Here is a 20,080-nt window from a genome sequence, read left to right as displayed (position 1 = left end):
CGTCACTCCTGCGGCGCAGCGGCCGCGGGCCTCTGCCCGGGGAAGACGTCATCGATCTCGCCCTCGCTCCACCCTTGGCGCGAGACCTGCTGCAGCTTGTCGGTCACCGGTTTGCGGGTGGCCTGGAACAGGGCCAGCCCCTCCTTCACGGAGTCCGCCTGCCGTAGGGCGTCGGCGAGCGCTCCGGCGTCCTCGATGGCCGAGTTCGCGCCCTGGCCCTGGTGGTGCAGCATCGAGTGGGCCGCGTCGCCCACGAGGACGACGGAGTCCGAGTGCCACGTGTCGACGGGGTCGATGTCGTAGACCGCGCGGATGTTCACGGTGTCCATGTCGAGGTCGCGCGTGATGCTCACGAGGCGCTCGTCGAAGCCGTCCACCATCGCCAGGAGGTCGTCCTTCGTGACCTTCGGTGCCCAGGTGCTGTCCGGGCACAGGGCGGTGATGTCGAACGACACCTGCTTGCCCAGCAGGGTGCCCACGTCCGGGGCCCCGAGATCGACCAGGATGTCACCGTCGAGCCGGACGGCCCTGGTGGTGCCGCCGGTGCGGAGGGTGGCGAGCTTCATCGGGTGGTTCGTTCCACATGGGTACGGTCGAGCCGCAGGGCCTCGAAGATCGGGGAGTCGCTGAAGCGGAACAGGTCCAGGGCGCCGGAGTCGGAATCGGTGGTGCCGGCCTCGGAGCGCACGGACAGCGGCTGCCAGGAGGGGACGACGAACAGGTCGCCGCGCGTTACGGTCCAGGACTTCTCCCCGACGGTGACGGTGCCGGAGCCGTCGAAGACCTGGTAGACCGACGAGCCGGTCTCGCGGACCGGCGCGGTTTCCGCGCCGCGCGCCACGCGGTGCATCTCGGCGCGGATCGTGGGCAGCACGTCGGCAGCGGTCGCCGGGTCGCTGAAGCGAACGGCGGCGTGGCCGGGCTCGACGGTGCCGGCGGACTGGGTTTCATTGGCGTACTGGAACGGGATGTCGAGGCCGTCGTCTCACAGATCGCCGAGCGGCTGGGGGTCGCCCGATCCACCGCCCACCGGCTCCTGGCGATGCTCGTCTACCGGGACTTCGCCGTGCAGGACGAGAACCGCGTCTACCGGGCGGGCCCCGTCCTCGAACTGGCAGCGCACTCGCAGTCGCAGGTGTCCCGGCTGCGGGCCGCCGCGCTCCCCCATCTGCGCCGACTCGTCAACCTCCTGGACGAGACCGCGAACCTCACCATCCGCACGGGGGACACGGCCCGGTTCATCGCCAGCGTCGAGAGCGGACAGGCGCTGCGGGTCGGCTCGCGGGAGGGGATGGTGTTCCCGGCCCACCGCACGACGGCCGGCCTGCTCCTCCTCTGCGAACTCGACGACGCCGAACTGGCGGAGGTCTACTCCGCCGTGCGCTATCGCGACCGCCCCGCGGACCGGCCGGACCTCGCGCAGCTGCGGAGCGAGCTGGAGCTCATCGGCCGCAACGGATTCGCCGTGAACCGGGAGCGCTCCGAGCGCGGACTCATCGCCGTCGGGGTGCCGGTGCGCGACCGGGACGGGACGGCACAGGCGGGCCTGTCGGTGTCGATGCCCAGCGTGCGCTACGACCCCCACGGTCTCCGGTCGCTGATCGCCGCCCTCGACGCCGCGGCACGCGCGCTGGAGGCGGACCTGGCCGCGGCGTACTGAGCGCTGTCCTCGGCTCGGCTCTTGATGCAGATGACGGCGGCCACCACACCCCCACCCCCTGCCGAAGTGGTGCCCTTCTTGATGACCCCCGTGTCATCGATGATCAGTACACCTCCCGGTCAGAGGTGCTCGACCACGTAATCGCGCACCTCGTCACTCAGGGCCTCAGCATCCCAGCGGGCCCCGTCCAGAAGGTGCTGGAACCCTTCGGGGGTGCGATGGCCCGCGTATTCGGCGAGCTGCCGGCCGTTCTTCCGCGTCACCGGACCCAGCAGACCACGGACGTAATCCCGTATCCGCCACCGCAGATCCACCTGGCCGAACAGACCCCCAGCCCGCCCCAGCAACAACTCCAACCCAGCCGCCCACACGCCCACTTCAACAGCCCCCGCCATACCCCGTGCAGCGATCGCTCCCGGCCCAGGAAACGAAATCCGACTGGAGTACTAATACACCAGCCGGATTTCTTCATTCGTGCTGGTCAACGGCTTGGGCGTGGGAAGTGTAGCGGGCCGGAACGGGGGTGGGGCGGTCATGTATGTACTGGACCGGTACGGGAAGTACTTCGGCTCGGACCGGCTGCCGGGATCGTCTGAGCCGAGGTTTCCGTAACCCAGATATCTGAGAGATTCAAGCATTCTCTTCCTGAACTTCACGACAGAGTCCCCTTTCCGCCACTGCCCACCGAGGCGACCGAGCGCACGTATCACCGCTCATCGTGGTGCGCCTCGAGCGCAACCAGCAGAGCAGCCCTGCGCAAGCCCGTGAGCGTGTACGCACGTGACCTTCGCTGCCGCAAGGTCGATACTGCCGATGGCAGCTTCTCACCGACCCGCGTCCAACCGCCACGGAAACCTGACGGCCCGTCACCGAAGTCAGCATTGAGTCAGCGTCAATACCGCCGGAGTCCGCTTCCGACCGCCGCACAGCGCCAAGATCAACAATCCAAGTCGGATCATCTGACCAGCCACAACACAGGCCAGAGACCCACCTGCTAAGGCCCCCCAGGAGGTACACGTGAGGATGCTCATCAACGTCCCGGAAACCGTTGTCAAGGACGCGCTGCGCGGTATGGCCGCCGCCCATCCGGAGCTGAGCGTGGATGTCGGGAACCGTGTCGTCCTGCGGCGTGATGCGCCCGTGGCCGGGAAAGTGGCACTGGTCTCCGGGGGCGGGTCCGGACACGAGCCGTTGCACGCCGGGTTCGTCGGGCCCGGGATGCTGTCGGCGGCGTGCCCGGGAGAGGTGTTCACCTCGCCCGTGCCGGATCAGATGGTGCGGGCAGCCGCGGCGGTCGACAGTGGGGCGGGAGTGCTGTTCGTCGTCAAGAACTACACCGGTGACGTGCTGAACTTCGCAATGGCCGCCGAACTCGCCGAGGACGAGGGCATTCGGGTCACCCAGGTCCTCGTCGATGACGACGTGGCCGTGACCGACAGTCTGTTCACGGCGGGGCGGCGGGGCACGGGCGCGACCCTGTTCGTCGAGAAGATCGCCGGGGCCGCCGCCGACGAGGGCGCGCCGCTGGAGCAGGTGGCGGCCATCGCCCGGCGGGTGAACGAGGAATCGAGGAGTTTCGGGGTGGCACTCAGCGCCGTCACCACGCCCGCCAAGGGGTCTCCGACCTTCGATCTGCCACCGGGCGAACTGGAGCTGGGGATCGGGATCCACGGCGAGCCGGGGCGGGAGCGGCGTCCGATGATGACGTCGGGGGAGATCGCGGACTTCGCGGTGGACGCGGTGCTGGAGGATCTGCGGCCACGCGGACCCGTGATCGTGCTGGTCAACGGGATGGGCGCGACTCCGCTGCTGGAGCTGTACGGGTTCAATGCCGAGGTGCAGCGGGTGCTGTCCGAGCGGAGTGTCGTGACGGCTCGTACGCTCGTGGGGAACTATGTGACCTCGCTCGACATGGCGGGCTGTTCGGTGACGCTCTGCCAGGTGGACGAGGAGCTGCTGCGCCTCTGGGACGCGCCGGTGGAGACACCGGCGCTGCGCTGGGGCCGTTGACCCGCCCGACAAGGAGATCATGTGCTCGACGCCGATTTCTTCCACCGTTGGATGACCGCGGCCGCGGCTGCCGTGGATCGCGAGGCGGACCACCTCACCGAGCTCGACTCGGCGATCGGGGACGCCGATCATGGCAGCAACATGCAGCGCGGGTTCGCCGCGGTGACCGAGGTCCTGGGACAGGAGCGACCACAGACCCCGGGTGCCGTGCTGACGCTCGCCGGACGGCAGTTGATCTCGAAGGTCGGCGGGGCTGCGGGGCCGTTGTACGGGACGCTGCTGCGGCGTACGGGAAAGGCTCTGGGCGACACGCCTGCCGTGACGCCGCAGCAGCTGGCCGAGGCGCTCGGGATGGGCGTCGCGGCAGTGGCCCAGCTGGGCGGGGCACAGGCCGGGGACAAGACGATGCTCGATGCGCTGCTGCCGGCCGCCGAGGCGCTGGGTACCTCGTTCGGGGCGGCCCGGGAAGCGGCGGAGGCGGGGGCGCTGGCGACGGTTCCTCTCCAGGCCCGCAAGGGCAGGGCCAGCTATCTGGGCGAGCGCAGCATCGGTCATCAGGATCCGGGGGCGACGTCCTCCGCCCTGCTGATCGCCGCGCTGGCCGAGACCGGCGGCGTGCTCGGGGGTGAGGCATGAGCGACGGGAAGCAGGTCGGGATCGTGCTGGTCTCGCACAGCGGCCCGGTGGCCGAGTCCGTCGCCGAGCTCGCCAGGGGACTGGCCGCCGGTGGATCGACGGCCCCGGTCGCCGCGGCCGGTGGTACGCCCGCGGGTGGTCTCGGGACCAGTGCGGAGCTGATCGCCGAGGCCGCCAGGTCGGTGGACGGCGGTGCGGGGGTGGCCTTGCTCGTCGATCTGGGCAGCGCGGTGCTCACGGTCAAGACAATGCTGGCCGAGGGCGACGAACTGCCGGACGGCTCGCGTCTGGTGGACGCGCCGTTCCTGGAGGGTGCGGTGGCCGCCGTGGTCACGGCGTCGGCGGGTGGCGACATCGCGGCGGTGGCGGCCGCGGCTTCGGAGGCGTACGAGTACCGCAAGGTGTAGGCAGGTGGACGTCCGCGGTCCGTGCGGCCGCCCCGTACCCGTTGTCCGTGGGTGTACGGGGCGGCCTCACGCCCGTCATCCGGCCGCGATCCGCCGGACGGGCCCTCGGTCCGTCAGGCCGCCGACGCGGTCGCGGCTGCCTCGATCCTGATCCGGGCCTGCTGTGTCGTGCCGTTGACCGTCACGGCGAGTGTGATCGTGCCCGGCCGGAGCGCGGTGAGGGTGCCGGTGGACGGGTCGAGGACCGCCGTGTGGCGGTGGCGGGCGTCGCCCCGCTCGCCGATGTGGACATTCGGGGATCCGGTCCAGTCCGCGGCCAGCGGGAAGCCGACCGGAACCCTGCGGGCGCCCTGCGTGACGGTCGCCGTGACCTTCGTACGGCTGCCGGTGCCGAGCACCGCCGGCGCCTCGATCTCCAGCGCGTCGACATGCGCGCGGGTCTGTACGGAGACCCAGTCGGGCCCGCCCTGCCACGGCCGTTGCCGCGCGGCTCCCTGTTCACCGGGCGTGATGTGGTCGGCGCCGACCAGCGACCAGCCGGTGAAGCCGCCCTCGTCGGCCGGTCCGGCCGGTGCCTTGCCGGAGTTGCCGTTGATCAGATACGGCACTCCGTCGACGTGCGAGGCGTGGAAGACGCCGACGTGGCCGCCGATGAACGCCGCGCCCTTGCCCGTCGTGCGGCGGAAGTCGGCGAGCCACTGTTCGACGAGGGCCGCCTCCTTGCGGTCGCCGAGCCGGCTGCCCTTCTGGACGGTCGGGTCGCGCGGCGGCACGTGCTCGATCAGCATGACCGAGTCGACGGTCCGGTCGTTCGCTGCCGCGTCCAGCTGGGCGCGGAGCTGCTTGATCTGGGCGAAGCCCCCGCCGCGCAGGCTGAGGCTGGAGGTGTCGAGCGTGACGAAGCGGGTGCCCTTGTGGTCGAACGTCCGCTGGGCGGGGCCGAATTCAGTGATGAAGTTGTCGATTTTGCCGCCCATCACCTCATGGTTGCCCGGTACGTAGTACCAGGGCAGCGAGTCGCCGAGTTCCTGGTCGAGGATCCGGTGGGCGAAGGCCAGGTCCGCGGGTGACCCCTCGTCGACGAGGTCACCGTTGATCACGAGGAAGTCCGGGTGGGCCGCCTTGATCTCGCGCAGGGTGCGCCGTGCCTGGGTGACGATGGCGCTGTCCGGTTCCCGGGCGACGAACTGGGCGTCGGACATCACCGCGAACTGCCAGTCCCTGCGCCCGGTCACGGCAGCCGGGTCGATCAACGGGTCTGCGGGGGCCGCCTGTTCGGGAAGGTCGACGGTGGGCGGCACCTGGGCGGTGAGTTCGTCGATGACGATCTCGCCCGTGTACTGCTGGGCGGCCGCGGTCTCCGCGAGGTAGAAGCGGGACACGGCGAGCGGCATGGCGGCTCCCGCCGGTACGGCGAAGGTGATCTGCCGCCAGCCGGTCCAGGTGACGTACGGTCCGCGTAGCAACTGGTCGGAGCCCGCGGCGTCCTTGAGGTGCAGGGTCGGCCAGGCGCCCTTGCCGTCGCCCTTGATCCACAGCTTGAACGACTGGGGCTGGCCGGGCACGGTGACCGGCTGGGGCGGTGCCGCGTAGGCGGCGCGGGTGGCGGTGGACCGGGTGAAGTCGTAGGTGAGTTGCAGTCCGGTGCCGGTGTGGCCGTCGGGCGTGGCGGCGAGTGAACCGCTCGCGCGGGCCTGGCTGAACTTCCAGGAGCCCGCGTCGTCGAAGGAGGAGACGGCCTGCTCGGTGAGGCCGACGCTGATGGCGAGGACGGTGGTGGTGCCGGCCACGGTCGCCTTGATCTGTCCGGCGCCGCCGCCGGTGCGTGAGGCGACGGTGAAGGAGCCCTGGCCGTCGTCGCGGATGTCGAAGAGCGCGTGATCGTAGTCGAGGGTGACGTCGCGCGGTTCCACGGGGGCGCTGGTGCCGTGGGCGTCGAGCCCGACGATGCCGAACGTGCCGGTGGCCTCGGCATCGGCGAGGCCCACGCGCCGGGTGGTCGGTTCGATCCGGGCCAGTTCGTCGAGGACGGTCAAAGTCGTGCTGCCGTTCGCCGGTCCGTGTTCGGCGCGTACGTCGGTGGTGCCGCCGCGGCGCGCGGTGAAGAGCCCGTCGCGGTCGACGGTGCCGACGGACCCGCGCACCGTACGCCAGCGCGGGTCGCTGTCGGCGGGGCCGTACGTCTCGTCGTATCCGGTCGCGGTGAGGCGGCGGGTGAGCCCGGGGAAGACCCGGTCGGGGTGGCCGCCCTTGACGGGGTCGACGCCCGGTGCGGAACCGGCGGGTGTACGGGGCTGGACCCAGAAGCCCCTGAGGCGTCCGCTGCCGTCGGGGGCGGTGAGGGCGAGGCCGTTGGGTACGGTGCGTTCGCTGCCGTCGGACGGGCTGTTCTCCACCCGGAGCGCGTCGCTGCCGGGTGCGCGCGCCACGAGGGTCGACGAGCCGCCGCCGTCCAGGTTGAGTGCGCTGTACGAGCCTGCGCGCCGCATCATCAGCCCGAGTTCGGTGAGGGTGACGCCGCCGCTGTCGGCCTGCCGCCCGTCGACGGTGAGGATCTGCATGGTCCGGCCGTCTCGGGAGAATCCGACGGCGGTTCGGGGGGCGGCGGTGTTGTTGCCCTCGCCGTCGTGGTTCTGCGCGACCCCGTCGACGACGAGGAGTTCGCGCCCGCCGACGGCGGTGCGCGGCAGGGCTCCGTTGTCGGTGCGTGCCCGGTAGGTCAGGGACACCGGGTCGCCGGGCTTCAGGGCGTCGAGCGCGGCGGCCCCGGCTTCGCGGCCGATCAGGATGGTGGTGTCGTCGGGGACGGCTCCTGATCCGGGGGTGTGCGAGGCGGAGACGACCTTGCCGTCCCGTACGACCGCTTCGGCGACCGGGGTCGCGTTGTCCACGGTCAGGGCGCGGTCGGCGGTTCCCCAGGCCGAGGTGTACGCGCCGACTCCCCCGGCCGGGACATTGGCGGCGTTGTAGGCGGCGAGCGGCCGCTGCCCGGCGGGCAGGGTGAGCGTCCCCTCGAAGTACAGGTTCAGGATGCGGCCCGCGCTGTCGGGGCCGATGCCGACGGCCCGGTTGATTCCCGGGGCGGGCGACTGGACCGTCGCCCCGTCCTTGATGCCGATCCCCTCGGGAGCGCCGGTCTGGTTGATGTCGAAGAAGTCGGCGTTGATCGCGGCGACGGTGCGGCGGCCGCGGCCAGCGTCGTGTGCGGCGGCGAGTTCGGAGACCGTGTGCCGTTCGGAGACCTTTCCGGAGGAGAGGTAGTCGGCCTGTACGCCGGTGCCTGCGAGGTCGACGGAGAGGGAGTCGACCCGCAGCCACTTGTCGGATTCGAGCCGGTCGTACGAGTCGAGGCGGACACCCTGGGCGATCGGGCGCGACATGCGTGCGGTCTCGATGCCGTCGCCGTCCGCGACGGACCGGAGCTCTCCCGTCGGGTTGCTCGCGGGTGGTGGGGCGACCGGTCGGAGTGCATCGGCGGAGATAGGGGGACGGGGGACGGGGGTCGAATCGGCGAGCGCGGGAGAAATCGCGCCGACCGTCATCGCGGACACCGTCGCCAGCAGCACGAGCGGTCGCGCGACCGTCCCGTACCGCCGCGCCGCTCTCGCACGCGGTCCGATCGTCCTGCCGACTATACCGAGGGCCACAAATCCTCCTGGAATCACGTTGGTTGCCCGGCCCGTTCCACGGGCGGAAAGCGCTGTCGGCGGACAGCATGGCCGCGCGCGCAGCCTCGCACCAGGGGGCATCGGGAACCTCGGGGGAAACAGGGCGAGTCGGCTCGATGACGGAAATGATCAACGGGCAGGGGTGTCGTCCGGGGCGGCGTGCGGGACCGGCCAGCAGACTTGACGGCATGTCATCCCAGAAGCGCGCCACGCGCAGTGCGGGTCTCCTGCTGTTCCGCCGGCCGGCCGGCGCCACGGACGACGGCGCAGGTTTCGAGGTGCTCATCGGCCACATGGGTGGCCCGTTCTGGGCAGGCCGGGAGAGCGCGGCGTGGTCGATCCCCAAGGGTGAGTACGGCCCCGACGAGGAGCCGACGGCCGCTGCCCGCCGTGAGTTCGAGGAGGAGTTCGGCCGTCCGGCGCCGGACGGTGAGTGGGTGGCGCTCGGCGAGGCCCGTCAGTCCGGCGGCAAGACCGTGACGGTGTGGGCGCTGGAGGCGGATCTCGATGCCGCGACGGCCGTTCCCGGGACGTTCACCATGGAGTGGCCGAGGGGGTCCGGGGTGCTGCGGGAGTTTCCGGAAGTCGACCGGTTCGCCTGGTGCACGCCCCAGGAGGCGGCGGAGCGGCTCGTCACGGGGCAGCGGGTCTTCCTCGACCGCCTGCGGGAGCACGTGGAGGACGGGCGGGTGACGCCCGCTCAGGACGGGCCCTGAGCGGGGTGTTCGCCGGCTGTGCTGTTGATCTCCGGACTGTGCGGGTGGTGTTCGACGCTGCCGTGACTCACAGCGGTCGGAAGCGTCAGTGCTGCGCTCCCTCGCCCTGAGCTGCCTCGATGCTGCTGTGCAGATCACTCGTCGCGTCGAGCGCGGCGGCTCCGGAGAGGACCAGGCAGGCCAGCAGCGCGGCGGCCGCTGCCCGGCCGGCGCGGGGCCGCGGGGCGTTCCGGCCGAGCAGTGCGGCGACGCGGCGCGGTACGGGGCCGGCCGCTGCGGCGAGCGCCGTCCGGGGACGGGGCTGCGGGGCTCCTTCGGCGGCGCGGGCGGCGAGGGCGGCGCGGCCGATGGCGCGGGCGGCGATCCGTCGGTCGCCGACTGCGCAGGCTGCCGCTTCGTCGGCGCAGCGCTCCAGGGCGTAGCCCATGGGGGCGCGCAGGGAGCGCAGTGCGGGGTGGCAGAGTGCCGCGATTTCGGCAGCTGCGATGAAGAGATGGTGGCGGCCTGTGAGATGGGCGCGTTCGTGTGCCAGCAGGGCGTCGCGTTCGGCGGGGTCCAGGGCGCGCAGCATTCCTGTGGTGACGACGATCCGGCCCGGCGTGCCCGGACGGCCGGGCAGCGCATACGCGTCGGCGCGGCTGTCGCGCAGGACGGCCAGCTCATCGCCTGCGTACTCGGACGGCCGCGCCGCCCGGTACAGCTCCGCCCAGTGGCGGTGGGCGGCGCGGGCGACCGCGGCGGCGCAGCCCGTGAGCAGTGCCAGCGCGGCGGCCGCGAGGGGTACGGCGACGGCGGGAGCGGCGTCGGAGAGCGGTCTGACGAGTTCGCCGAAGGCGGAGACGGCGGAGAACCGGGTGGCGCCGGGCACCACCAGCAGGACCAGGGCGAGCAGGCTGCACAGGGCGAGGCCGATGCCCGTCGAGGCGAGCAGCCGTACGGCGCGCGCCGGCGACAAGGCGTCCGCGAGGCGACGGGCAGCGGGTACCGCGACGAAGGGCATCAGCAGCGGAACCCACACGGCGTAGATCATCGGTTTTCTCCGTCGAGCAGGTCCCGGAGCAGCTGCTCGTCCTCATCGGTGAGTTGTGACACGAATCGCGCCAGCACTGTGCTGCGGTCCTCCTCCTTCCGCAGCTCGCTGTGCATCCGGCGGGCGGTCAGACCCGGCGCGTCCTCGGTGGGGGTGTACGCGAATCCGCGGCCGGCCCGGGTGCGGGTGACCGTACCCTTTTCGTAGAGACGCGACAGGATCGTCGTGACAGTGGTGCGGGCGAGCGCCGCCCCGATCGCGCCTTGCACCTGGCCGGGGGTCAGGGGCGTGTCGGCCGCCCACAGGGCCGCCAGGATCGTGGATTCCAGCTCTCCGGACGGGCGCCGCTCCGATGCGGTGTGGTGCGGGCGCTCCGGCACGGTCTCCGGTGCCGGGTCGCCGTGCGGGCGGGGGGCGGGTTCTCCGCTCGATATCCCCTTCACCTGCGACATGGAACTCTCCTCCCCCTTCGGGCGTCTACAGTGACATAGACCGTCTACACCACTGTAGTCAGTCCGGGCGTTCCGTCGGGTCGCCCGCTCACCATTATGGGAGACCCTCCACCGTGTCCGTATTCTCACTGGCGGCCGCGCCACAAGCGGTGAACGTGCTGGACGCAGGTTCACTGCTCGGAGCGTTCGGTGCGCTCGGCATCGCCGTCGTGCTCTTCGCCGAGACGGGACTGCTCGTCGGCTTCTTCCTGCCCGGCGATTCCCTGCTCTTCACGGCGGGTCTTCTCTGCGTGCCGGGCACCCGCGGGCCGGTCGAGCTGTCGTTGCCGCAGGTACTGATCGCCGCCGTGGCCGGCGCGCTGCTCGGCGCGCAGGTGGGCTACTGGATCGGCCGCCGCGGTGGCCGGGCCCTGCTCGCCCGCAGCCGCGCCAAGCGGCTGCACGAGGGCGCCGCCCGCGCCGAGGAGCTGCTCGGCAGGTACGGCCACGCCCGGGCGATCGTGCTGGCCCGCTTCGTACCCGTCGTACGCACGGTGCTCAACCCGCTGGCCGGGGCGCTCGACGTCCCCGCCGGGCTGTTCACGCTGTGGCAGGTCGTCGGCGGGGTGGTCTGGACCGTGGGGCTGGTCCTCGCCGGGTACGCGCTGGGCTCCTCGGTGCCCAACGTCGACCGCTATCTGCTGCCGATCGTCGCTGTCGTGGTCGTGGTCTCCCTCATCCCCCTCGCCGCCGAACTGCTCCGCTCCCGCGGCCGGCGCACCGCAGAAGGAGACAACAGCTGATGTTGCTCGCCTCCACGGCCACCTCGATCGACGGTGACCTGTACACCTGGATCACCGAGCTGGCCCAGCGCTCCCCCGCCGCTCTGGATTCCGCCGTCCGTGTCTGGTCGGATTACGGACTGGCCCTGTTCGCCCTGCTGATGCTCGTGTCCTGGTGGCGCTCGCGCTCCACGGGCCCCGCCCGTACCGCCATGGCGCTCGGTACCCCGCTCGTCGTGGTGGCCGCGTACATCGTCAACGACCTGGTGAAGTCGGCCTTCCATGAGCAGCGGCCGTGCCAGACCCTGCATGTCCTGACGGTGGAGGCCTGCCCGGCGCTCGGTGACTGGTCCTTCCCCAGCAACCATGCCGCCATCGCTGCGGCCGCCGCGATGGCCATCTGGCTGACCGATCGCAGACTCGGGGCGATCGCGGTGCCCGCCGCTCTGCTGATGGCGGCGTCCCGGGTGTGGATCGGTGTGCACTACCCGCACGATGTGCTGATCGGGCTGGTCACGGGCGCGCTCGTCGCCTGGCCGTTGACGATCGCGGCGCGGCGCTGCGCCCCGGCGGTGGTCCGGCTGCGCGAAAGCCCGCTGCGTCCCCTGGTGGCGAACCGGTGACCGAGAACGCTTCGGCGCTCGCGCGCGGCCGGTCCGCACCCGTGGCATCAGGGCTCCGTGCACCGCTGGGAGCCGTTCTTGTCGGGCTGCTCGGACTCGTCGGGCTGGCGGCTCTCGTCCTGGCCGCCCGGCACGGCTCCCCGCCTGCCCTGGACCGGGCCGCCCATGACTGGTCGCTGCGGCACCGGCCGTCGGGCCTCGTGGCGACCGCGCGGGCCGTCACGGCCACCGGCACCGGGATGTTCCCGTACGCGGCGGCGGTGATCGCCGGGCTGATCGCGGGCCGTGATACCCGTCGGCGGCTGGAGTACGCAGTGGGTGCCCTGGCCTTCCTGCTGCTCGCGCAGGGTGTCCGCTACGGTCTCATGGAGCTGATCGCCCGGCCCCGCCCGCCGCTGGGCGACTGGGCCACGCACGCCTCCGGCTTCGCCTTCCCCTCCGGGCACGCGACGACGTCCGCACTGATGGCCGGCCTGCTGCTCACGGCCATCGGCGTCCGGACGCGCGGCGGGACGGTGCCGCGTTCTCTCCGTGCCGCCGTCGCCGCCCTGGTGATCTGCTGGGCGGCGGCCGTCGGCCTGAGCCGGATCCTGTTGGGGGTGCACTGGGCGACGGATGTGCTCGCCGGATGGCTGTTCGCCGCGGTCTGGGTGGGGCTCGGGACCGCGCTGATACGGAAGGCACTGCCGCTCCCGCAGTGACCGGTCCGTTCAGGTCCCACCCTCATCGAGGTCCCGTGCGATGCCCCTCATGACTCCCGTGCGTGCCACCCGTGTCGTCCGTCCGCCGGTGGTGCCGCGTGTGCTCTCGCTCCTCCAACGTCGGCTGACCCGGGTGACGGTGACCGCGTACGCAGCGGCCGCGCTGCTGCCGGGGGCGGGACTGGCCCTGCGGCGGGTTCACCTTGCCGCGGTGCCCGTCCCCGGCGGCGCCCGTACGCAGCTCACCCTGCCGTCGCTCCTGCTGGCCTATCTGCTCTTCACCGCGGCGTTACGGGTGCCTGCCGGGGAGCTGCCACGGCTCGTCCGCCGGCCGTTGTCGCTGCTGGTGGGAACGGCCGCCAATACGCTCATTCCGCTGGCCCTGCTGCCCTGTCTGGCCGCGGTGCTGGGGCGACTGCCCGATACGGACGGCTGCAGCGGGCTGATCACCGGGCTCGCGCTCGTGGGGGCCATGCCGGTCGCGGCAGGTGCCACGGTCTGGGGCGACCGGGCGGGCGGCAACCACTCACTGGTCGTGGGGATCGTGCTCGCCTCCACGCTGCTCAGCCCGCTCACCATTCCACTGATGCTCTCGGTGGCCTCGACGATGACACGTGGCCACTACGCCCACGATCTGTCACGCATGGCCGCGACGGACGGCGGGGCGTTCGCCGTGATCAGCGTGATCGTGCCGTGCGTCGCCGGTCTGGCCGTCCAACGGATGACGCCCCGCCACGTGCTCGAACGGCATCTGCCGTGGCTGGGGCTGCTCGGACTCGTCGACGCGGTGCTGCTCACCTACAGCAACGCCTGCGGGGCGCTCGGCGGCTTCCTGTTCCACCCGCGGCCCGCACTGCTGGTCGCGGCCGTCGTCGTGGCCGGGGCGCTGTGCGCGGCTTCCTTCGTGATCGGCTGGTGTCTGGCCCGTACGGTACGGGCCGACCGCGCGGACACCGTGGCGATCACGCTCGCCTGCGGAATGAACAACAGCAGCGCCGGTGCGGTGCTGGCGGCGACCAATCTGCCCAGCAGCCCACAGGTGCTCCTGCCGGTTCTCGCGTACAGCCTGTTGCAGAAGTGCGGGGCGGGGCTGGCGGACTCGGTGCTGCGCCGCAGGGCAGACACGTCTCAGGTCTTGTGACCGGGCAGGCGGATGACGGCGAGGCCGCCGTCGAGGTCGACGGTGGACCGGTGGGGCGGGGCGCCGTCCTCCTCGTCGTCGCGCAGCAGCAGAGCGCTTCGGCGTTCCTTGAGCTCGCTCTGTTTGCCGGGCGAGAAGGTCGCGTGCAATTGCTCGAACCCGGTCGCCGAGACCTGGCCCCGGCGGGCGCTGTTGCGCCACGGCAGCAGACCCGCCCGCCCCGCCCGCAGCATCAGCTGATCGAGGAGGGCGACGGCGGTCAGCCCGATCACGAGTCCGGGCAGCGTCATCAGCGCGACGAATTCCATCCGCACAGACTGACCGATGTGCGGTGCGCCGCGCATCCGTCGCGAGAACGACCGTGCGGGCCGTCGCGCAGCGCGACGGCCCGCACGGTCCTGACGGGTCGGGCCCCGGACGGTCAGCCGTTGGGGAGGATGACCGCGCGGCCGTTGATCTTGCCGTGGTGCAGCCGCTCGTACGCCAGCGGCGCCTCGTCCAGCGTGTAGGTCTCGACGTGAACCTCGACCGATCCGGCGCGGGCCAGGTCCAGCACCTCGGCGAGTTCGGAGCGCGAACCCCAGTACGGGGAGGTCACTGTCGTGCTGTACGGCAGGAAGCCGAAGCCCACCGGCAGCGCACCACCGCCGATGCCGACGATCGTGACGTCCGAGTCGATGGCGGCCGCGGCCCCGGCCGTGACGACGGTCGGCGGTGCTCCGACGAAGTCGAGGACGACCTGTGCGCCGACGCCACCGGTCAGCTCGCGTACCTTCGCCGCCGCGTGCTCGTCGGAGAGCACGGTCTCGTGGGCGCCGACGGTGCGGGCCAGGGCGAGCTTGTCCGCCGAGACGTCCAGGGCGATGACCCGGACGGCCGTCATGGCGCGCAGCAGCTGGATCGCGACGTGGCCGAGGCCGCCGCTGCCGATGACGACGGCGGTGGCACCGGGTACCAGCTTGGGCAGGGACCGCTTGATCGCGTGGTACGGGGTCAGGCCCGCGTCGGTGAGCGGTACGGCCTGGACCGGGTCGAGGTCACCGAGCGGCACCAGGTGGCGGGGGTCGTCGACGATCATGTACTCGGCCATGGCACCGGGTGAACCGAGTCCGGGCGGGGTGATGCCCAGCTCCTCGGCGCGCAGGCAGTAGTTTTCCTTGCCCTCGGCGCACTTGACGCACGTACCGCAGCCCCAGGGGCCGTAGACCGCGACGGACTCGCCGGTCGAGAGGCCGCTCACTCCGTCGCCGAGCGCCGCGATGGTGCCCACGCCCTCGTGGCCGAGGGTGAGCGGCAGCGGGAAGGGGATCTGTTCGGCGGGCCAGCTCATCAAGGCGATGTCGGAGTGACAGACACCTGCGGCGGTGACCTTGAGCAGCACCTGGCCGGGGCCGGGCTCCGGGTCGGGCACGGTGACGACCTCGGGTGCCGCGCCGACGGTGCGGTACTGAACGGCCTTCATGGGGTTCTCCTCACTCTTTGTGTATCTCTGCTTGCCCCCGTTACCGCCTGTCCGTCGCTCAGGAAGCGGAGTATCCGCCGTCCACCAGGTGGTAGCTGCCGTGGATGAAGGAGGCGCGGTCGGAGAGCAGGAAGGCGGCGAGTTCGGCGACTTCCTCCGCCGTGCCGAGGCGTCCGGCCGGGTGCAGCGAGATGAGGTGGTCGCGGGCCGGGCCGTCCGTGTTGCGCAACAGCGGTGTGTCGATGAAGCCGGGACCGACGGCGTTGATCCGGACGTTCTGTGCCGCGTATTCGAGGGCCGCCGTCTTGGTGAGCCCGACGACGCCGTGCTTGGCGGCCACGTAGGCGGGCGATCCGGCGAAGCCGTTGGTGCCGAGGATCGACGACATGTTGACGACGGCGCCGCCGCCCGCCGCGACGATCGCGGGGAGTTCGTAGCGCATCGAGTAGAAGACACCGCTGAGGTTGGTGGCGACGACCCGGTTCCAGTCCTCGATCGCGTACTCACCCGTGGGGCTGCTGGGACCGCCGATGCCCGCGTTGTTGACGGCGAGGTGCAGGGCCCCGAACGTGTCGACGGCGAATTGCACGCCCGCTTCCACGGAGGAGGGGTCGGTCACGTCCATGGTGACGGCGGCTGCCTTCGCACCGGCGCCTTCGAGCTCGGCGACGGCCTTGCGGGCGTTCCCCTCGTCGTAGTCGGCGACGACGACGGCCGCGCCGCCCGCGGCCAGCCGGTGGGCCAGCGCCAGTCCGATTCCGGAGGCGCCGCCGGTGATGAGGGCGGTCCGGCCGGCGAACTCCTGGTCGGCGGGGGTGAGAGAGAGGCTCATGATGGTGCGTTTCCTTCCGTGGTGCTGTGCGGCGCCGGCCCGGCGGGACGCTGCGCGAGCAGTTCTCCGCAGAGGGCGTCGAAGGCCTGCCCGACCAGTCGGGGCAGGGCGTCCGGCCGTCTGCCGCGGACCCAGGCGGCCTGGGCTGCGAGGAGCGCCCCTGCGCCGGCGGCGACTGTGACGGCGGGACGGATGTCCAGCCGTGGGTCGACGCCGAGCCGCTCCGCGACGATGGCGACCGAGTCCTCCTGGGCATCCACCCGGATGTGGTGGAACGCCGCGTAGAGGGTCGGCTCCTCCTCGGCGACGACCAGCAGGTCGAAGATCCGGGGGCTCCGGTGCCAGGCCTGTGCCTCGGGGTCTTCGAGCCAGTCGAGGACGGCGCGGCGGTAGGCGGTGAGCGGGGGCTCGTCGGCGGGGCGGGCACGCAGGGCGTCATTGATCCGGTCGCCGTCGCCCCGGAGCGGGTCCAGGACTGCGGCTTCCTTGCTCGTGAAGTACCGGCTGAAGGTGCGCCGGTCGACGTCCGCGTGTTCCGCGATCTCCTCGACCGTCACGTTCCTCAGACCGCGGTCGAGTACGAGCTCGAAAGCGGCCTGCGCCAGTGAGTCCCGGGTGCGACGGGCCTTGCGGCTCCGCCTCTCCGGGGTCTTCCGCTCCGGATTCATAGCTGCACTGTACACCTACAAATGTCCCGGCGCGACATGAGTCTCGCCGGGACACTTGGCTATCGGGTCTCGCGGGTCCGTCACCACTCACTGAAGGTCTGTGCGGCCCTCCGGGCGCCCTGACCGGACATCGCCCCGGGCTGTCGGCGACGGATACCGGTCGGCGCCTTGCGCAGGGCGAGCATCGCGATGTCATCGCGTCGTACGCCGCCGGAGAAGGCCTCCAGGTCCGCATGGAGCGCGTCCAGCACTTCACTCGGTCCGTACCCGGCCCAGCGGCCGAGCCGGGTGTCCAGCGGGTAGAAGGCGCCGGAGGCGTCGCGGGCCTCGGTCACTCCGTCGGTGAATGCCAGGAGCGTCGCACCGGCCGGGAAGTCGAACTGCTCCGCGCCGCGCGCCTCGCTGCTGAGCTCCGCCATGCCCAGTGGTACGGAGGTGAGGCGCAGCGGGACCGCGGCTGCCCCTCCGTCGTGCAGCAGGTGGGGCGGCAGATGACCGCAGTTGACGGCCTCCATCCGGTCCTCGCCCTCGAAGCCGAGGACCAGGGCCGTGACGAAGCGTTCGACCTCGCCGGTCTGGGCGGAGAAGGTGTTGTGCCGGGCGACCGCGTCCTCCAGGGCGTCCACCACTGTGGTCAGGGTGGGCTCGCGGATGGCCGCCTCCCGGAACGCGCCCAGCGCGGCGAACCCCGCACCGATGGCGGCGATCCCCTTGCCCTGCACATCGCCGATGATCACCCGGGTGCCGTAGGGCGACTGGACGACCTCGTAGATGTCGCCGCCGACCAGGCGGTCCTCCTCGATCGGCGTATAGATGCCGTGGGTGATGAGCTGGTCGGTCAGGACCGGCAGCGGGCGCAGGATCTGCCGCTGGAGCGCGACGGCGGCGGAGCGCAGCCTGGCTATCTCGGCGGCGTGCCGGAGCCGCAGCGCGCAGGAGCCGACACCCAGGAAGCAGGCCAGCACGGTGAACGCGACGCTGCTGGTGACGTCCCAGAACGTTCCCCCGGTCAGCAGCCGTGAGCAGACGACGACGGCCATGATCCAGGAGGCCACGCCCACGGTCTGCCGGATCGTTCCGAAGACCGATACGAGCGCGGGCACGACCACCATCAGCGGTACGAGGTGCATCTCGTCGCCGGTCCGGATGTCGAGGAGGCCGACCAGGGCGGTCAGCAGCACGAGCCCGCCGAACAGGGCCCTGTTCCCGATCCGGGGAGCGAAGACGGCCGCCTCCCCCGCGTCCGTACCCGGGAGCGTCGCCCCTCGCGTCACCGTCCGGCGCCGGAGCCCGATCGTCACGGCCCATTCCTCCTGGGATCTGCCGGCCCCACACCGGCGTTCGGTCCCAGTCAATCCGGACCGCGGGGGTCGACACACGAGGCTTACGGCCCCATGGAGCACGCCGAAAGTCCCATGACGGGAGGCGGCCGGTGGACTTCGGCCCGTAAGTCCCGGGCCGAAGGTCCCGTGCCGGAGGTCACCGCACGGCTGCCGTACGGACACCGCCGGCCCCTGCCAGGCGTGTCGGCGGGTGCTCCGGTACGAGAGCCGAGAGGAAGGCTGTCCGGCGGCGGAGCACGAATCCCAGCGATTCGTAGAGCCGGACGGCGTTCGTGTTGGAGGCGGAGGCGTGCAGGAACGGCGTTTCGCCGCGCTCCCTGATCTCGTGTGCGACGGCGAGGACGAGTCCGGTGCCGAGCCCCTGACCGCGCACCGACTCGTCCGTGCAGACGCCGCTGATCTCGCTCCAGCCGGGCGGGCGCAGACGCTCGCCCGCCATCGCGACGAGCACCCCTTCGCGCCGGACGCCGAGGTAGGTGCCGAGCTCGACCGTACGGGGCAGGAACGGCCCCGGCCGGGTGCGGGCGACCAGGTCGAGCATCTCGGGTACATCGTCGGGTCCCAGCCGCACGGCCTGCGGAAACGGGGCCGCCGCGACCCCGGCGTCGACGAACTGGACACCCTCGGCGTGGAAGGTGATCTCCCAGCCGGCCGGCGGCGGCTCCCGGAACGCGGTGAGGGTGACGGCGCCACCGGGTCCGGCGAGGGCCGCGGCGTCGGCCCAGTCCGCGGCCTCGGGCGGGTCCGGGACCGCGACCCAGGGGGCCACGTCCGCCGGGTAGCGCAGGACGCGGCCGCGCTGCTCGGCGAAGTGGGCGTGCGGGCCGGTCAGTGCGGCGCGGACCGGGTTGTCCAGCGGGTGCGCGTCACCGGCGGCGGCACGCGGCGCGCTCACGCGTCCACCTCGATCACGGTCTTCCCGCGCGCGTGTCCACTCTCCACGGAGCGCAGTGCTTCTCCCGCTCCGGAGAGCGGGAAGGTCGCGGTCACATGCGTCCGCAGGACTCCGGTGACGACGAGGCTCGCCACCTCGTCGAGGACGGCCGCGGTGCGGGTGCGGGCGACGGCCGCCCCGCCGAGCTCCACCGCCAGGGGCTTGCCCCCGGCGCTGATCAGCGCCGCCGGGTCGGCGAGCAGCGGGGCCACGCTCCTGAGGGTGTCACCGCCGACCAGGTCGAAGATCGCGTCGACGCCGTCGGGCGCCGCCGCCCGCACCCGGTCGGCGAGACCGGCGCCGGATTCGACGTGCACCGCGCCGAGCGACTCGACGAAGTCCTTCTTGGCCGCGCTCGCGGCGGCGATGACATGGGCACCGGCGTGGCGGGCGAGCTGAACCGCGAAGGCGCCGACACCGCCTCCGGCCCCGGTGATCAGCAGGGTCGAGCCGGGGGCGGGACCGAGCTGGCGCACACCGTCGTACGCGGTGGCAGCCGCGACCGGCAGCACAGCCGCATCGGCGAACGACAGACCGGCCGGCTTGTGCGCGGTCACGGCGACGGGAAGCAGCGTGTACTCGGCGTAGCCGCCGGTCACCGGATTGCCGAAGACCTCGTCCCCGACCGCGAATCCTTCGACGTCCGGGCCCACGCCCTCGACGACTCCGGCCGCCTCGCTGCCGAACACGGTGGGAAACGGCTGGGGCTCGCTGCCGGGCCTGGTGTACCCCGTACGCAGCTTCCAGTCGACCGGGTTGACCCCGGCCGCCCGGACGGCGACGAGCAGTTCGCCGGGGCCGGGCACCGGCACGTCCTGTTCGACGAGGGCCTCGACCTCCGGTCCGCCGTTACGGGTGAACACGTACGCCTTGGGCATGAGCTTCCTCTCTCCTGTTTCATGGCGGTGACCGCGCACGGCACCCGGGGCCGGGCCGGTCACCGCTCGCCACAGCAGCAGGAAGGCGCCTCTTCGCACGTGTATTCCCGGACCGCTGGGGGCGTTCATCGGACCGCACTGCTCGCCGCGACGACCTC

At 71.9% G+C, this 20,080-nt stretch carries 21 protein-coding genes and 1 pseudogene; 9 read left to right on the top strand and 13 right to left on the bottom strand.

The features are described 5' to 3' along the window. Positions 1-2: 2 nt before the first annotated feature. Both ACFVV1_RS22405 and ACFVV1_RS22400 read right to left on the bottom strand, forming a co-directional pair. Positions 3-566: an FAD-dependent oxidoreductase gene (locus tag ACFVV1_RS22405; protein WP_389991850.1), complete on the bottom strand. Its 564-nt coding sequence runs from the start codon at positions 564-566 to the stop codon at positions 3-5. Beyond that, positions 563-934, bottom strand: a pseudogene (locus ACFVV1_RS22400) (cupin domain-containing protein); the annotation flags it as partial. The pseudogene ACFVV1_RS22400 and the gene ACFVV1_RS22405, both read right to left, overlap by 4 nt. A gap of 6 nt (positions 935-940) precedes the next feature. Between ACFVV1_RS22400 and ACFVV1_RS22395 the strand changes: the two are divergent. After that, on the top strand, positions 941-1,660 hold the full coding sequence (locus ACFVV1_RS22395) for an IclR family transcriptional regulator (protein WP_389992120.1): 720 nt from the start codon (positions 941-943) through the stop codon (positions 1,658-1,660). Between the two features lie 119 nt (positions 1,661-1,779). Here ACFVV1_RS22395 and ACFVV1_RS22390 read toward each other — a convergent pair whose 3' ends face one another. After that, entirely contained in the window at positions 1,780-1,923 is a 144-nt protein-coding gene (locus ACFVV1_RS22390) for a hypothetical protein (RefSeq protein WP_389991847.1), read from the bottom strand. Positions 1,924-2,683: 760 nt separating this feature from the next. Here ACFVV1_RS22390 and dhaK point away from each other — a divergent pair. The 3 genes from dhaK to ACFVV1_RS22375 are packed head-to-tail and all read left to right on the top strand — an operon-like array spanning position 2,684 to position 4,713. Further along, on the top strand, positions 2,684-3,670 hold the full coding sequence (gene dhaK / locus ACFVV1_RS22385) for a dihydroxyacetone kinase subunit DhaK (protein ID WP_389992117.1): 987 nt from the start codon (positions 2,684-2,686) through the stop codon (positions 3,668-3,670). Positions 3,671-3,691: 21 nt separating this feature from the next. Continuing rightward, positions 3,692-4,306 carry a dihydroxyacetone kinase subunit DhaL gene (gene dhaL, locus ACFVV1_RS22380; RefSeq protein WP_389991845.1) on the top strand — a complete coding sequence of 205 codons (615 nt, stop codon included), beginning with the start codon at positions 3,692-3,694 and terminating at the stop codon, positions 4,304-4,306. Next, positions 4,303-4,713 (top strand): PTS-dependent dihydroxyacetone kinase phosphotransferase subunit DhaM, encoded by a 411-nt coding sequence (locus tag ACFVV1_RS22375; protein ID WP_266744462.1) that lies wholly within the window; start codon positions 4,303-4,305, stop codon positions 4,711-4,713. The genes dhaL and ACFVV1_RS22375 overlap by 4 nt, the downstream gene beginning before the upstream one ends. 113 nt (positions 4,714-4,826) lie before the next feature. Here ACFVV1_RS22375 and ACFVV1_RS22370 read toward each other — a convergent pair whose 3' ends face one another. Then, positions 4,827-8,255, bottom strand: a complete 3,429-nt coding sequence (locus ACFVV1_RS22370) for a phosphodiester glycosidase family protein (protein WP_389992115.1) — start codon at positions 8,253-8,255, stop codon at positions 4,827-4,829. 314 nt (positions 8,256-8,569) lie between these two features. Here ACFVV1_RS22370 and ACFVV1_RS22365 point away from each other — a divergent pair, with 314 nt between their 5' ends. Then, positions 8,570-9,097 carry an NUDIX domain-containing protein gene (locus tag ACFVV1_RS22365; RefSeq protein WP_389991843.1) on the top strand — a complete coding sequence of 176 codons (528 nt, stop codon included), beginning with the start codon at positions 8,570-8,572 and terminating at the stop codon, positions 9,095-9,097. An 85-nt stretch (positions 9,098-9,182) separates the two neighbouring features. Here ACFVV1_RS22365 and ACFVV1_RS22360 read toward each other — a convergent pair whose 3' ends face one another. Beyond that, on the bottom strand, positions 9,183-10,127 hold the full coding sequence (locus ACFVV1_RS22360; protein WP_389991841.1) for a M56 family metallopeptidase: 945 nt from the start codon (positions 10,125-10,127) through the stop codon (positions 9,183-9,185). Next, a complete protein-coding gene (locus ACFVV1_RS22355; protein WP_389991839.1) occupies positions 10,124-10,579 on the bottom strand; it encodes a BlaI/MecI/CopY family transcriptional regulator in 456 nt (151 codons plus the stop codon). Before ACFVV1_RS22355 ends, ACFVV1_RS22360 begins: the two co-directional genes overlap by 4 nt. Before the next feature lie 113 nt (positions 10,580-10,692). On the opposite strand from ACFVV1_RS22355, the gene ACFVV1_RS22350 reads away from it, so the two are divergent. Genes ACFVV1_RS22350 through ACFVV1_RS22335 form a run of 4 tightly spaced genes read left to right on the top strand, consistent with a single transcriptional unit; the run spans position 10,693 to position 13,805 of the window. Continuing rightward, positions 10,693-11,361 (top strand): DedA family protein, encoded by a 669-nt coding sequence (locus ACFVV1_RS22350; protein WP_389991836.1) that lies wholly within the window; start codon positions 10,693-10,695, stop codon positions 11,359-11,361. Beyond that, positions 11,361-11,963, top strand: a complete 603-nt coding sequence (locus tag ACFVV1_RS22345; RefSeq protein ID WP_389991833.1) for a phosphatase PAP2 family protein — start codon at positions 11,361-11,363, stop codon at positions 11,961-11,963. Before ACFVV1_RS22350 ends, ACFVV1_RS22345 begins: the two co-directional genes overlap by 1 nt. Further along, on the top strand, positions 11,960-12,664 hold the full coding sequence (locus tag ACFVV1_RS22340) for a phosphatase PAP2 family protein (protein ID WP_389991830.1): 705 nt from the start codon (positions 11,960-11,962) through the stop codon (positions 12,662-12,664). The genes ACFVV1_RS22345 and ACFVV1_RS22340 overlap by 4 nt, the downstream gene beginning before the upstream one ends. A 49-nt stretch (positions 12,665-12,713) precedes the next feature. Further along, entirely contained in the window at positions 12,714-13,805 is a 1,092-nt protein-coding gene (locus tag ACFVV1_RS22335) for a bile acid:sodium symporter family protein (protein ID WP_389991827.1), read from the top strand. Here the strand turns inward: ACFVV1_RS22335 and ACFVV1_RS22330 are convergent. The 7 genes from ACFVV1_RS22330 to ACFVV1_RS22300 form a co-directional block, all read right to left on the bottom strand. Continuing rightward, positions 13,793-14,113, bottom strand: a complete 321-nt coding sequence (locus tag ACFVV1_RS22330) for a DUF6191 domain-containing protein (protein ID WP_389991824.1) — start codon at positions 14,111-14,113, stop codon at positions 13,793-13,795. The two genes, ACFVV1_RS22335 and ACFVV1_RS22330, sit on opposite strands and share 13 nt — an antisense overlap. A gap of 113 nt (positions 14,114-14,226) precedes the next feature. Further along, positions 14,227-15,267, bottom strand: a complete 1,041-nt coding sequence (locus ACFVV1_RS22325; protein ID WP_389991822.1) for an NAD(P)-dependent alcohol dehydrogenase — start codon at positions 15,265-15,267, stop codon at positions 14,227-14,229. A gap of 58 nt (positions 15,268-15,325) precedes the next feature. Continuing rightward, positions 15,326-16,099, bottom strand: coding sequence for an SDR family NAD(P)-dependent oxidoreductase (locus ACFVV1_RS22320; protein WP_389991819.1), 774 nt, complete (start codon positions 16,097-16,099; stop codon positions 15,326-15,328). After that, entirely contained in the window at positions 16,096-16,767 is a 672-nt protein-coding gene (locus tag ACFVV1_RS22315; RefSeq protein WP_389991816.1) for a TetR family transcriptional regulator, read from the bottom strand. Before ACFVV1_RS22315 ends, ACFVV1_RS22320 begins: the two co-directional genes overlap by 4 nt. 80 nt (positions 16,768-16,847) lie before the next feature. Next, entirely contained in the window at positions 16,848-18,068 is a 1,221-nt protein-coding gene (locus tag ACFVV1_RS22310; protein WP_389991814.1) for a PP2C family protein-serine/threonine phosphatase, read from the bottom strand. 178 nt (positions 18,069-18,246) lie between these two features. After that, positions 18,247-19,005: a GNAT family N-acetyltransferase gene (locus ACFVV1_RS22305; RefSeq protein WP_389991811.1), complete on the bottom strand. Its 759-nt coding sequence runs from the start codon at positions 19,003-19,005 to the stop codon at positions 18,247-18,249. Continuing rightward, complete coding sequence (locus ACFVV1_RS22300) at positions 19,002-19,922, bottom strand: NADP-dependent oxidoreductase (RefSeq protein ID WP_389991808.1); 921 nt, start codon at positions 19,920-19,922, stop codon at positions 19,002-19,004. Before ACFVV1_RS22300 ends, ACFVV1_RS22305 begins: the two co-directional genes overlap by 4 nt. Between the last annotated feature and the right edge of the window lie 158 nt (positions 19,923-20,080).

This window comes from Streptomyces sp. NPDC058092, assembly GCF_042884935.1.
Classification (GTDB): domain Bacteria; phylum Actinomycetota; class Actinomycetes; order Streptomycetales; family Streptomycetaceae; genus Streptomyces.
This window is presented reverse-complemented; position numbering and strand designations above follow the sequence as displayed.